The 13,726-nt window shown below is 64.6% G+C and carries 10 protein-coding genes; 7 read left to right on the top strand and 3 right to left on the bottom strand.

All coding sequences use genetic code 11. The features are described from left to right. Positions 1 to 158: 158 nt before the first annotated feature. Entirely contained in the window at positions 159 to 1,637 is a 1,479-nt protein-coding gene (locus tag OHZ10_RS35740) for a PLP-dependent aminotransferase family protein (RefSeq protein WP_342706025.1), read from the bottom strand. 194 nt (positions 1,638 to 1,831) lie between these two features. On the opposite strand from OHZ10_RS35740, the gene OHZ10_RS35735 reads away from it, so the two are divergent. Both OHZ10_RS35735 and OHZ10_RS35730 read left to right on the top strand, forming a co-directional pair. Then, on the top strand, positions 1,832 to 2,575 hold the full coding sequence (locus OHZ10_RS35735; protein WP_174993667.1) for an SDR family oxidoreductase: 744 nt from the start codon (positions 1,832 to 1,834) through the stop codon (positions 2,573 to 2,575). An 83-nt stretch (positions 2,576 to 2,658) separates the two neighbouring features. Continuing rightward, a complete protein-coding gene (locus OHZ10_RS35730; RefSeq protein ID WP_342706516.1) occupies positions 2,659 to 3,696 on the top strand; it encodes a LysR family transcriptional regulator in 1,038 nt (345 codons plus the stop codon). 183 nt (positions 3,697 to 3,879) lie between these two features. Here OHZ10_RS35730 and OHZ10_RS35725 read toward each other — a convergent pair whose 3' ends face one another. Together OHZ10_RS35725 and OHZ10_RS35720 are read right to left on the bottom strand one after the other, a co-directional pair. Then, on the bottom strand, positions 3,880 to 5,253 hold the full coding sequence (locus OHZ10_RS35725; protein WP_342706024.1) for a DUF6687 family protein: 1,374 nt from the start codon (positions 5,251 to 5,253) through the stop codon (positions 3,880 to 3,882). A gap of 69 nt (positions 5,254 to 5,322) precedes the next feature. After that, the gene (locus OHZ10_RS35720) at positions 5,323 to 6,762 is read right to left on the bottom strand and encodes an MFS transporter (protein WP_425394802.1); all 1,440 of its coding nucleotides are present in this window, start codon (positions 6,760 to 6,762) and stop codon (positions 5,323 to 5,325) included. Positions 6,763 to 6,868: 106 nt separating this feature from the next. Here OHZ10_RS35720 and soxR point away from each other — a divergent pair, with 106 nt between their 5' ends. The 5 genes from soxR to OHZ10_RS35695 all read left to right on the top strand — a co-directional run bounded on the left by soxR (position 6,869) and on the right by OHZ10_RS35695 (position 13,695). Beyond that, positions 6,869 to 7,342: a redox-sensitive transcriptional activator SoxR gene (gene soxR, locus OHZ10_RS35715; protein ID WP_059242269.1), complete on the top strand. Its 474-nt coding sequence runs from the start codon at positions 6,869 to 6,871 to the stop codon at positions 7,340 to 7,342. Positions 7,343 to 8,135: 793 nt separating this feature from the next. Continuing rightward, positions 8,136 to 9,188: a sugar transferase gene (locus tag OHZ10_RS35710; protein ID WP_059242267.1), complete on the top strand. Its 1,053-nt coding sequence runs from the start codon at positions 8,136 to 8,138 to the stop codon at positions 9,186 to 9,188. A 206-nt stretch (positions 9,189 to 9,394) separates the two neighbouring features. Continuing rightward, positions 9,395 to 11,014, top strand: a complete 1,620-nt coding sequence (locus tag OHZ10_RS35705) for a polysaccharide biosynthesis/export family protein (protein ID WP_425394801.1) — start codon at positions 9,395 to 9,397, stop codon at positions 11,012 to 11,014. Between the two features lies 1 nt (position 11,015). Beyond that, positions 11,016 to 11,486 (top strand): protein-tyrosine-phosphatase, encoded by a 471-nt coding sequence (locus OHZ10_RS35700; protein WP_059242265.1) that lies wholly within the window; start codon positions 11,016 to 11,018, stop codon positions 11,484 to 11,486. Continuing rightward, positions 11,473 to 13,695, top strand: coding sequence for a GNVR domain-containing protein (locus OHZ10_RS35695; protein WP_059242263.1), 2,223 nt, complete (start codon positions 11,473 to 11,475; stop codon positions 13,693 to 13,695). The genes OHZ10_RS35700 and OHZ10_RS35695 overlap by 14 nt, the downstream gene beginning before the upstream one ends. The last annotated feature ends 31 nt before the right edge of the window (positions 13,696 to 13,726 follow it).

Genomic DNA, 13,726 nt, shown 5'->3' with positions numbered 1-13,726 from the left:
GGAAGCGGGACTACCGGGCCTGCGCATGGCGATTCATCGCAGGACCTGTCTGGCAACCATCGTAATCGCGGGTCTCGCGGGTCAGTAGTGCCGGGAACGTGCGCACTCTGTTGCCGCTTCGGCACCAATCCGGACTTGCGCACGATGCGTGCCGCGCGTCAACGGCCCAGGCACGCACGCAGCGTGTGTGCGTGACGTTGGGCTTCGTCCGCATCGGCGACGTTCGCGAACCCGATGACGAGGCCGCGCGGTGTTTGCTGCGTGTGGCTGTTCATGTACCAGATCGACAGCGGCAACACCGCGAGTCCCGCTTCGCGGGCGCGGGCAGCAACGGCGACGTCGTCGACCGGTCCGTCCGGGCCCTCGGTGAACCGCACCGCGAACTGGATGCCGCCGGGCGGCAATTCGACGATCAGCCGCTCGCCGAACACCTGTCGCAAGGCGCGCACGATCAGCGTGCGTCGCTCGCCGTACAGCGTGCGCATCCGCTTCAGATGCCGGGCAAAGTGCCCCTGTTCGATGAAATCCGCCAGGGCAGCCTGCAACAGCGTCGGCGAGCCGGCGTTCATGCTGCATGCCACGCGTTCGACGCGTTCCACCGCGCGCTCCGGCACGACCGCGTAGGCCAGCCGCAAGCCGGGATACATCGCCTTGCTGAAGGTACCGCAATAGATCACGTGATCCCGCCGGTCGAGGCTCTTCAGGGCCTGCAACGGGCGGCCAAGATAGCGAAACTCGCTGTCGTAGTCGTCCTCGACGATCCAGCCCGACATTTTTTCGGCCCAGTCGAGCAGCGCGATGCGCCGGGCAAGCGACAGCGTATGGCCAAGCGGGCTCTGATGCGACGGTGTCACCAGCGCGAAGCGTGCGTGCGCGTCCAGTTGCATGCCGCGCGCGACGTCGATGCCGTCGGTGTCCACCGGCACCGGGACGAGCTGCACGCCGGTCTCGGACAGAAAGCCGCGTGCGAGCAGATAGCCGGGATCCTCGAACCACACCCGGTCGTTCGGCCGTGCGAGGCTGCGCAGCACGAGTTCCAGCGTTGCGCGGTAGCCGCTGGTGATGAACACCTGCTCCGGTGCGCAGGCGACGCCCCGCGACAGCGTCAGATAAGTGGCGATGTGCTCGCGCAGCGGCCGGTAGCCGGCCGGATTCGGGTAGCCGAGCAGCGCGCGATCGCCGCCACGCGCGCGCTGCGACACGAGCCGATGCCATACCTTGCGCGGAAATGCGTCGAGCGCCGGGACCCCGGGTTGCAACGGGCGCGGCTCGCCGCTCATCGCGACGGCGATCGGCTGCGGACGCCGTGGCGGCGGGTGGTCGTGCCGTGCCGGCTCGTCGGCACGTGCGGGCGCCGACCGCGTCAGCGACGTCGGCAGCGACGGCGATACGAACGTGCCGGCCGCGCCGCGCATTTGCAGATATCCCTCGTCGACCAGGATCGTGTACGCCTGTTCGACCGTGCCGCGCGCCGTGTTCAGTTGCGTCGCCAGCCCGCGCAACGCGGGCACGCGATCGCCGGGGCGCAGATGACCCGCGGCGATCGCTGTTCTGAACCGCTCGCAAATCTGCAGATAGACGGGCAACTGGCGTTGCCGGTCGATTTCGATGGTCAGGGCGGGCGTTTGCGCAGACATCACGGTCTCGTGGGTAAGGGGAGCCGACGCGGCATGGATCAGTCTGATCGACGATTCTTGGCACTTCTGGATAGGACATGATTCTTCCACACTTGCGCCACGCGATGCGACGGTCATGGCCGGATTCATCGGATCCGGCGCCCGTCACGTACTCCGCACGTTTCAGTCAAATCCTTTCGTCAGGAGATTTTGCGATGAAGATCGTTGTCATCGGTGGTTCGGGCCTGATCGGCTCGCGGGTCGTCACGCTGCTCGGCGAAGCCGGCCATCAGGTGCTTGCTGCATCGCCGCGTACCGGCGTCAACACCGTCACGGGCGAAGGCCTGGCCGGCGTATTGACGGGCGCGGACGTTGTCGTGGACGTGGCGAATGCGCCGTCGTGGGAGCCGCAGGCGGTGCTGGACTTCTTCCGCACGTCGGCACGCAATCTCGGCAAGGCCGAAGTGGCAGCGGGCGTGCGCCATCACGTCGCGCTGTCGATCGTCGGCTGCGACCGGATGCCGGAGAACGGCTATTTCGCGGCCAAGGTGGCGCAGGAGCAGGCGATCGAGGCAGCGGGCGTGCCGTACACGATCGTGCGCGCCACGCAATTCATGGAGTTCATCGGCGGTATCGCCGATTTCGGCACCGAAGGCGGCACCGTCCGCATCGGCGACGGACTGTTCCAGCCGATCGCGGCGGAGGACGTTTCGGCACTCGTCGCGCAGATCGCGCTCGACGGGCCGCTGAACGGTACGGTCGAAATTGCCGGCCCGGATCGCGCGCCGTTCGCGGAGATCGTCGCACGCTATTTGAAGTCGGCCGGCGACTCGCGCGCGGTGGTGATCGATGGTGACGCCCGCTACTACGGCGGCCGCGTCGAGGAAGAATCGCTGGTCCCGCTCGGGCCTGCACGACTCGGCCGCATCGGACTCGACCAGTGGCTCGCGAGAAGCTGATTCGCATTGGCACGCGCGGCAGTTCGCCGGCGCAGGTCGGCGACGGGCAATCGGGGGGCGCGACATGTCTGGGGGCACGGGAAATGAATCGGTCGGAAACATCGGAGCACGGCGTTCGTCGCGATCTGGCCAGTCGCGCCGATGCGTTGTCGGCGAGCTTCGGTGCGAGCTATGCAGGCATCCTCGCATTCGTTGCAGTGGCGAGCGAGGGAAGCTTCACCAGGGCTGCCGAACGGCTCGGCGTCGGGCGGCCGGCCGTGAGCCGGAATGTCCAGAAGCTGGAGGCGCAGCTGAGCACGCGGCTGTTTCAGCGCACCACGCGCACGACCGAACTGACGCGCGAGGGCCAACGATTTTTCGAGAACTGCCATCAGGGCGTGGCCCAGATCGTGGAAGCCATGAACGACATGCTGGAGTTGCGGCAGGGGCCGCCGCGCGGCCTCATTCGCATCAGCGCGGCAGTGGGATTCGGCAGGAAGATCGTGGCGCCGCTGCTGGAAAAGTTTGCGGACGCGTATCCGGAAATCGTCATCGATCTGCTGCTCGACGACCGGCCGATTGACCTGGTGTCGGAGCGGATCGACGTATCGTTTCGCAACGGGCGCATCGAGGATTCCAGCATCATTGCCCGTCAATTGATTCCGATGCAGATGGTGCTTTGCGCGGCGCCGTCGTATGTCGCGAAGCACGGACTCCCGCAGCGCGTCGAGGACCTCGGCCGGCACGCATGCATCAATTTCAGGTTTGCGAGCGGGCGTCTGTTCGAATGGGAGTTCAATGTCGACGGGCGCGTGCAAAAGTACCTGCCGACGTCGCGCCTCACGTTCAACGACGCGGATCTGGTATTGCGTGCGGTGCTGAACGGATCGGGCATCGCACAGATGGCGGGCTACCAGATTCGCGATCACCTCGCGTCGAACGAGCTCGTCGTCGCGCTGGCGAAGCACGTGCCGGAGGATCGCGGCCATTACATCTGCTATCTGAGCCGGCAACATCTTCCGACGCGCATTCGAATCTTCGTCGATTTCATGACCGAACAGATTCGCGCGCGCGATCTGAATTGCATGACCCGGTTCAATCCGGAGACGGCGGATCTGTCGTCGACGGGACTGGCGGCGTGACGCGTCGATGAAGACAAACGCCGAGGGCCACGGCCGATCCGCCTGACGTCGGTCACGGTTGAGCGTACGAAAATCGAGGCGCTGTGATGCGAACGGGATGATTCGACCTGGTAAGAGAGCGACCGACGTCACGTCGGCTCATGCGCTGGAATCCAAATGGAATCGGTATGTGCACCATCGCGGTCACGCATCCATCAGCGCTTGCGCGTCCGGCGCTGTCGCGGGCACGGGCGACCACGCCGGTGGTGCGATCGCCAGCAACTGCTTCAACTCGTTGACGACCGTTTCCGCCGGCAGGACGCCGGCATGTTCGCCGGCGCGGCCAAGACGCGGCATGATGTGCTGGACGCCATCGTATTGCCAGTGGGATGTCCCCCGCTCGGCCGCCTGCAGCGCACGCACGAGGATCGACAGGTCGCGCCGGGGGCGCGGCGATTGCGAGACGCGTGCGACCCAGCCCTCGTAACGCTGATGAATCATGACATCGTCGTGCGCGACGAGCGCGAGCGTCGACAGGGCGGTCCGGTTGTGAAATCCGATCGGCGACAACCCGAAGTAGCGTTGCGATGCGAGCCCGCAAGGCGCGGCCGACGCAGGCAGCCGGAATACCGCGAGATCGAGTTCGGGATGCTGTTCGATGTGCGTACCCGGGTGATCGAGCAGGGCCTCGGTGCCGGCATGGTGACGCTCGGCGTCGCGCCACAGGGCGTCGGGTATCGATGGCGCATCGAGCCAGTCACGCAAGGTCGGCAACAGCGTGTCAAACACCGTCGCGATGCGCGCGCTGTCATCGCTGAACCCGTGGACATCCTGTAAAACCCGCGCGGCAACCGAGTCCAGTGCGAACGCGAGCCGGCGCGCGACGTCCGAGCGACCGCGCGCGAAGTCGCCGAAGCGTGCGACATCGACCAGCAGCGCCTGATGGCGCAACGCGTGGCCAGGCGCGATGAGTGCATAGATCGACGCGAGTCCGTCGAGATCGAAGTGATCGGTCGTCACGCAGTGCACGTCCGGATCGACGGCGCCTTCCGTCACGAAGCGAAGCACGCTTTCTGTCGAAAGGTTGGCCCGATAACGTGCCGGCGTGCGATTCGATGGCCAGTGCGACAGCGTGAGCCGCGTCGCCGCGTTGTGGATCGCGTCGGCCGCGATGTTCGGCACTTCGTCGGCGTGATCGAACGGCAGGAATGCGAGGCGATCGTGCGGCGACAGCCGCACGGCGTCGATCGGGGCGCGCGGGCGGACCGGGTGCGGTGCGAGTGCGGCACGCAACGCGGCATCGTTCCGTTCCACATAGCGCTGTTCGAGTTCACCGTGCCGGCCGAAATCGTAATGCAGCGTGCGCAGATTGCTGCGCCTCAGGTCGAATGGCACACCGTTTTGCGTGATCGCGCCACGCCCTGCGATCAGGTTCTGAAGATCGTGGAACGTATTGTCGCGGATCGCGATGACGCGGCCGGCGAGCAGACGCAACGCGAAACCGTCGAGATGTGCGGCGACGTCGTCGTCGAATTGCGCTTCGTGGTCGCCGTCGTACAGCGGAACGAACGAGGTCATGGCAGGGATTCCGTCAAGTCGGGTTGTCAGTCATAAGGCGTCCGGGAGCGCAGGCGAGCGGCCCGGCCATCACCGGACAGGCACGCGGCGAGCGACGACGGCGGCCAGCAGGGGCGCGGCCGCGAACAGGCCGAACAACCATGCGGCCGCCTGCTGCGCGCCGGCGAGTCCTCCGGGCGTCGAGAAACCGGCGAGATTGGCGACGAGCCCGCCGAGCGCGGCGCCGATCGCGGTCGCATAGAGCTGCACGGTCGTGATCGACGTCGAAGCGAGGTCTTCCTGCCCGGCCGGTGCGTGCGTCAGAATCCGTGTGAGCAGGTGGGGCCAACCCACGCCGATGCCGCCCCCCACCGCCGTGAGCGCGATGCACAGGATGGTCACCCCGGCCCAGGTTCCGGGCGGGTGCTGCTGCGGGGCGACGAACGCGAGTGCGGCGAGCGCCAGCATCACGACCAGCGGCCCGCCGCGCACCAGCGCTTGCGCGGTACGCGCGCGTTGCCCCGAGCTGAAGACCGAGCCGACCGTCCAGCCTGCCGCCATCAGCGCGGTCAGATAGCCGGCGATCAGCGGCGGGTAGCCGTGAATGACCTGCAGGAAATACGGAACGAACACCTCCGTCGTGATCCCGATCACGAGCAGGCTCATGCACGCGTAGATGGCGCCGAGCGGTGTGCGGATGCTGTAGGCACCCGTCGGCAGCAGCCGGATCGTCGCGTCGCGCTCGACGCGCACGATCAGCGCTGCGATCGCAAGGCCCGCGGCGACACCCGCGATGTTCGCGGCGCGCGCCGTCGACAGGCTGGCCACGGACACGACCAGCACCGAGGCGGCAAGCAGCAGAATCCTGCCGAGCGCGAGCCGCGATGCCGGCTGGCCGGACGCCTCGTGTGCGGGCAGCCTGACGATCACGATCAGCGCCAGCACGGCGGCAACGGGCAGCAATGCGACGAACGCGAGTCGCCAGGACCCCGTCTCCGCGAAGATTCCGCCGATTGCCGGCCCGCAAAGCGTCGCGACGCCCCACATGCCGGACACCATCGCCATTGCACGCGACCACAGGCGTGCGTCGAACACGACCCGGATCAACGCGTAGCTGAGCGCGAACAGGATCCCGCCGCCGAATCCCTGTGCGGTACGGCCGACGAGCATCCACGGCATGGTCTGCGCGCTCGCGCACGCGAGCGTGCCCGCGCAAAACACGACGAGCGCAATGAGGTAGGCGGCGCGCGGTCCGAAACGTCCGAGCACGTTGGCAGACAGCGGCGCGCCGACGATCGATGCAGCCATGAACAGCGTCGTGTTCCACGCGTAGTATTCGAGCCCGCCGATATCCCGAACGACCGACGGCAGGATGGTCGTTGCGATGTAGATGTTGATCGCATGCAGCGCGACACCGCCGGCCAGCGCCAGCGACCGCATGCCGTTCGCGCCCGACAGCAGCGCACGCCAGCCCGCGGTCGACGGCGCGGCCGATGCAGGCGGCGCGTTCGTGACGTCGTCGATACTCATGTCTTCTCCGATGCGTGATCGCCTGTCCTGGCGACCGGATGCTTGAAAGGGTCATCGGTATCCGTTATAAAACCTCAACCATTGTTGAGGTCAACAGGCGGGGATCATGAAAATCGATATGCAGGTGCCGTTGTCCGTCGGTGAGGTCGCGCGGCGCAGCGGTATTGCCGTGTCGTCGATCCACTTCTACGAAGCCAAGGGATTGATTCACGGCTGGCGTAGCGACGGCAACCAGCGTCGTTATGCGCGCGACGTGCTGCGACGGGTCGCGGTCATCAAGGTTGCGCAGCGCGCGGGCATTCCGCTCGACCGGATCAAGGCCGCGCTGGACGAGCTGCCGTCCGGCAAGGCGCCGAGCGCGGCGGACTGGCGGCGGCTGTCGACAGGATGGCGCGACCTGTTGAACGAACGGATCCGGAAGCTTACCCAGTTGCGCGACCAGATGGACGGGTGCATCGGCTGCGGATGCCTGTCGATGAAGGATTGCCCGTTGAGGAACCCGGGCGATGCATTGAGCGAGCGCGGGCAGGGGGCCGTGCTGCTCGAGGATGAGCCGGGGCGCAAGCGCAGGTCGACGTGACGCGGACTGTCATGTGGACGTGACGATCGATTTCATCCCACCGACGCTGACGCGGGATGCGGATGCGCGCAGCACAAGTCTCCACGACGGTCGTCATATAACGGCGATTCGATTTCAGGCTGAAACCGGAAATGCACAGTCGTTTCCTTTTGTTCACCAGTGAACCGGCAATCCAGATTCGATGCATAAAAATAATTAGAAGAATTCCGGTGACACTCAGATATTCCCTTCATTCATCTACGCGCTACACGTCGAATCGAATTGCCCGTGTTATTTCCATCGTGTGCGCGTTACGGCGTGCCGTTACGTAACGGGCGACACGATGATCGAGTCGCAAACGTTTTCCAATTGGAATTCTAATTAATCAGACGTTTTGAACAAAAATCATAGGTCATTGTTTTATTGGAATTTTTCTGCACTGCAGCAAGAAAATTCGGAACAGTGGCACGGATTGTGCATTAAACGATGCGTGCCGCAGTAACGAATACCAAGACGATAGACCAAACATGAATCGAAACCACATTCCGAAATCCGGACGCGACGCGGGGGCGAAGCGGTCGAATCCGGACATTCGCACCATTGATCGCTCCGGCAGGCCAATCGATTCAGGCCTGTCCGGGGGCGACGTCATCCTTGCCGCAACGGAACGTACCAGCAGGTTCCAGCAGAGCCGATCTGCCGGCATGCGGGCGCAAGCGTAGCCATTTCTCGATTCGAATAATCCAGTCAGGTCATAAAATTAGTATTGCGAAATAAATAATTAATCGATATTTCGTACATGTCGGGGTAAATGATGGACGGGTTCTTCTTGCGCGTGATCGACGGTGCGTTGATCGTGGTCGGCGCCTTTGGCGCATTGCATTTCGGGTTTCCGGCGGACGGCCTGTCGCACGCCGGATTCGATGGCCTGCTCGTGGCTTTCGCGGTTGCGCTCGCGTTGTCCGTGTTTCCGGCATGCGGGCTGTATCGCGGCACTCGCGAACGCTCGGCGGTCAACCTGATGAGTCGAGCGATTGTCGCCTGGCTTATCGTGCAGGCCGGCGGATATGCATTGCTCTTCGTACTGCACCGATTGCATCTGGTGCGCGGACTATGGTTCGTCTACTGGACGATTACCAGCGGGCTCGGGATGCTGCTGGCCCGCACGCTCGCGCTCGCGGTACTGAAGCTGGTCGTGCGTTTCGGCCGGCGCGCGCGCAGTGTGGCGGCACAAGGGCCGGTGGTGGCTTCTCGAATGATGCGGCTCGTGTTCAAGCGCGTTTTCGACCTCGCGCTTTCGATTCCGCTTCTTTTTATTCTGGCTCCATTATTCGTAATACTAATTATCGTGGTGAAGCGTGATGGCGGTCCGGCAATCTTCGGGCACGTACGTGTCGGCCGTGACGGAACGCGTTTCCGGTGCCTGAAATTCCGCACGATGGTCGTCAATTCCGAAGAAGTGTTGCGCGACACGCTCGCCCGCGATCCGGAAGCGCGCGCGGAATGGATGAGGGATTTCAAGCTGAAGAACGACGTGCGCATCACGCCGGTCGGGCATTTCCTGCGACGGACCAGCCTCGACGAATTGCCCCAGTTGTGGAATGTGCTGCGCGGTGAAATGAGTCTCGTGGGCCCGCGCCCCATCGTCGACCAGGAACTCGCGCGCTATGGCAGCGACGCGCACTACTACCTCATGAGCACGCCTGGCATTACCGGGCTATGGCAAGTGAGCGGACGCAGCAATGTCGACTATGCGCAGCGCGTATCGCTCGACGTGTCGTACGTGAAGCAATGGTCGCCCCTGCTCGACTTCGGCATCTTGCTGCGAACCGTCAAGGTCGTGATGCGACGGGAGGGGGCGTACTGACGGTGGCATGTCGTGCGGGATCGATGTCGCGAGGCCGGCCCGCGACGCGGTGGCGTCACGGCGAAGTGGGGGCGGGATTCGCGTAAGCCGAAGATGCCGACCAGCCGTCGTACTGGTACGGGTCGCCAGCCGTGCTGCTTGCTGCGCCGCTGCTCCGGTCGCGGTAACGGGCAAGGTGCTGGCGACGTGTCAGCGGCGCGTGATGCTTGCCCGTCGTACCCGACAGCTTCGGTGCGGCGGGTCTGGCTGACGATGCGGCGTCGCTTGCCGCGCTGGCCGGAACCGGAAGCATCGCCTCGGTCTGCGTGATGCGGGTGGCGTGGGGCGCGCGTTTGGCGGCAGAGGTGGATGCAGGGAACTGTGCAAGGGCGGTGACGCTGAGCGAAATGCTCGTTGCAACAGCAAGCAGGTGCGGGATTTTCATGAAATGGCAAGAAGCGGGATCGTTTCGGGGTGAGTGCGGATATGCCAGGGCGTGCGGTTGCTTTGCGATGCGCGTGATTGACAGAAGACGGTGGAGGATCGATTCGACCCGCCATCCAACATATAGGCCAAAAAGGATGATTGACCCTCTGATCGGTTTTCGAACGATAGCACTGTCCGTCGTATCGAAGGAAGCGCGAAACGTACGCAGCCGGGTTGCACGATGCGGCGGAATCTTGTCGGTCGCACTCGCGCTGACGTGGCTCGGTGGCTGCGCGTTTGCGCCTGGCATGACTTTTCGCGGCGGGTGTCCGGCCGATGTCTCCGCGGATCCGTCGGGGGCCTGTGGCCGTGCGATGCATGCGGCGTCACTTGCGGCTACGACGGGCGGCACCGCAACCGAAGATGCACCGCCCGCCGGCGCGCTCGTCGAGATCGATGCCGCGCTGATCGACCAGACGCGAGCGCAGGCCGGGCCGTCGATCCCGAAGGATGTGCTTTCGCTGTTCCAGCAGGCGCGACCGTACACGCTCGGGCCCGGCGATGTCCTCAGCATCGTCGTATGGGATCACCCGGAACTGAACATGCCCGTCGTCGCGACATCGAACGGCATCGATACGACCGGCTCGAACGCGATCGTTTCCGGCTATACGGTCGACACGAACGGGGTGGTGCAATTCGCGTATGTCGGCCCCGTCAAGGTCGGCGGGCTCACGGAGTTGCAGGCGCGCGACATGCTTGCGCGTCACCTGGCGCGTTATATCCGGGATCCGCAGGTGACCTTGCGGATTCAGGCGTATCGCAGCCGACGCATCTATCTCGACGGTGAAGTTCGCATTCCCGGCCTTCAGGTGATGAACGACCTGCCGATGACGTTGCCCGAAGCGATCAATCGCGCAGGGGGCTTCACGTCGAACGGCGATCGCGCGCGCGTCGCGGTCACGCGCGGAGAGGCGACCGTGACCGTGAACCTGCCGCGCATGATCGAGCAGGGACTCAACCCCGACCGGATCCTGCTGCAAAGCGGCGATCTCGTCCGCGTCTATCCCGTGAGCGACAGCAAGGTGTTCGTGCTCGGCGAGGTCGGGCACACGATGACGGCGACGTTCAACAACGGCCGCCTGACGCTGAATGATGCGCTCGGCTATGCGGGCGGCGTCAGTCCGTATTCGGGCGATGCGAGCCAGGTCTATGTCGTGCGTAGCCGGCGCGGCGGGGCGCCGACGGTCTTTCACCTGAATGCGACATCGCCGGCAGCGATGGCGCTCGCGAACGATTTCGACCTGATGCCGGACGACGTGGTCTTCGTCGATGCGTCGTCGCTGGTGCGCTGGAGCCGCGTGGTGGGAATGTTCCTGCCTAGCGCGCAGACGCTCGCGACCGGCCGCAATATCGCGTTCTGACATGGACCGTCTGCTCCTGGTTTGCACTGCGAACGTGTGCCGAAGCCCGATGGCGGAGGCGCTGTTTCGACGCGTGCTGGAGGGTGTGCATGTGATGTCGGCCGGCGTCGACGCGATGCCCGGAATGGGCGCCGATCCGGCGGCGATCGCCGTCATGCAGCGCATCGGCCTCGACCTCGGCCAGCATCGCTCGCAACTGCTGGCACGCTGGATGATCGAGTCGTCCGCTCTTGTGCTGACGATGAGCGAGCGTCAGCGCCAGGTCATCGTACACCGCTACCCGTCCGTCTCCGAACGCGTCTGCCGTCTGCTGCCGGACGGGGACGTGGCGGATCCCTATCGGCTCGACAGTGCGGCATATGCGGCGACGGTCGATCGATTGACGACGGGCGTCAGGCACTGGTCCGGCCTGCTGGCCGGTGTCACCCGTCACACCCAAACATTGCAGGAAACGACCCATGAACCATCTTGATGCGCCGGTGCATTACGCGGAACCGGAAGACGGGCCGCCCGGGACGGTCGCGAGTTATCTCGACGCGCTTTACGACAACCGGCGGCTGATCGCGTTCGTCACGGGATTGATGCTGTTGATCGGCACGACCTATGCGTTTCTCGGGGTGCCGGTCTATCGGGCCGATATCCTGGTGCAGGTCGAAGAAAACACGAATTCGGCAAAGAGCATGCTCGGCGACATTTCGTCGATGTTCGACGTCAAGACCCAGGCATCGTCGGAAATCGAGGTGCTGAGGTCGCGTCTGGTGGCGAGCAAGGTGGTCGACACCTTGTCGCTGGCCATCGACGCGCATCCGCGCTACTTGCCGCTGATCGGGTCATTGCTGTCCCGGCACGCGACACGTGTGTCGGATCCGCTGCCGTTCGGCTATGTGACCGGTACCGAGCGCATCTCGGTTGCCCAGTTCGACGTGCCCGACAAGCGCTATGGCGAAACGTTCGTCATGGCGCTGCAGCCGGGCAACACGTACCGTCTGTCGGGCCCGGATGTCGACGCGGGCGGCACGATCGGCGTACCGCTGAAGGTGGTCACGCCGGACGGCCCGCTCTCGCTGCTGGTCACGTCGGTCCGCGGCAAGCCGGGCGCCACGTTCGTGCTGCGCCGGTATTCGACATTGTCGACGATCGAGGATCTCCGGCAGAGCCTGAACATTGCGGAGAAAGGCAAGCAATCGGACGTGATCGGCGTCACGCTGGATGGGTCCGACCCGGTGAAGACGGCGATGATCCTCAACACGCTGGGCAGCGAATATGTTCACCAGAACGAGCGGCGCAAATCCGAGGAAGCCGAGCGATCGATCAGCTTCCTCAATGCACAGTTGCCGGAGTTGAGGAGCCAGCTCGAGCTCTCCGAAAATCGCTTCAACGCGTATCGCGCCAAGCACGGAACGTTGAATCTCGATGAGGAAGCGACTGCGCTGCTGCAGCGCTCGGTCGATGCGCAGTCACGCCTGACCACGCTGAAGCAGAAACGCGACGAACTGATGGCGCGCTTCACGCCGGAACATCCGGCCATCCGTGCGCTCGATGCGCAGCTCGATACGGCCCAGGCGGAAATTGGGGGTATCGAGCAACGTACGCGTGCGTTGCCGCCCGTCGAGCAGGACGTGTTGCGATTGCAACGTGACGTACAGGTCGGAACCGAGCTGTATACGAACCTGCTCAACACGCAGGAGCAACTGCGTCTCGTCAAGGCAGGGAAGGTCGGCAACGTGCGGCTGGTCGACACGGCGGCGGTTCCCGAGGAGCCGGTCAGGCCGAAGCGCCTGCTCGTGATCGTCGGGTCGGCAGTCTTCGGGTTGCTGATCGGCGCGACGGTTGCGTTCAGCCGCCGCCGCATGTTCGACTCGATCGACGACCCGATCGAGGTGGAGCACGTCTGCGGCGTACCCGTGTATGCGACGGTGCCGTATAGCCGCCAGGAAGCGTCGCTGACGCGTTTGCGTCGCGTCGCGAATACGCCGTCACGGGAGCTGATTCTCGCCCACAACGCGATGATGGACCCGGCACTCGAGAGCCTGCGCAGCTTCCGGACCGCACTCGAATTCGCGATGACCGACGTGCCGAACCGGATGGTGTTCATCACCGGCCCGACGCCTTCCGTCGGGAAATCCTTCATCTCGCTGAATTTCGCTGCCGTGCTGGGCTCGGCCGGAAAGCGCGTGCTGCTGGTCGATGCCGACCTGCGTCGAAGCGGACTCCAGCGGACGGTTCCCGTCGGTCCGGGAGCCGGGCTCGTCGAGCTGTTGCAGGGCACGCATCGCGTCGAAGACGTATTGCACCGCGAGATCCTGAAAGGCGTCGATTTCATCGCGACGGGCAGCGTGCAGATCAATGCGAGCGACGCGCTGTTCGATTCGGATCTGCGCACGATTCTGTCCGAACTGGGGGCGACCTACGACGTGATCGTGTGCGACGGCCCGCCGATTCTTGCGGTTCCGGACGCCGCGCAACTGGCCGGCCACGCTGGCGTGACGTTCCTGGTGGTGCGTCAGGGGGTGACGAAACACGGCGAGATCAAGGAATCGATCCGGCGGCTGCGTCACGTGGGCGTGTCCCCGCACGGATTGATCTTCAACGGGCTCAGCGTACGGCCGGGACGCTACGCGTACGGCTACGGGCGCTATCGCCACAATCGCGACAGTCACGCGTACTACGGCAAGGCATGACGGATGTCGGCATGGAACAGGCGACCGGCCG

The organism is Burkholderia arboris (assembly GCF_038723655.1).
In the GTDB taxonomy this organism is placed as follows: Bacteria; Pseudomonadota; Gammaproteobacteria; order Burkholderiales; family Burkholderiaceae; genus Burkholderia; species Burkholderia arboris.
The sequence above is the reverse complement of the archived record's forward strand: the minus strand, read 5'-3'. Positions and strand labels throughout refer to the sequence as shown.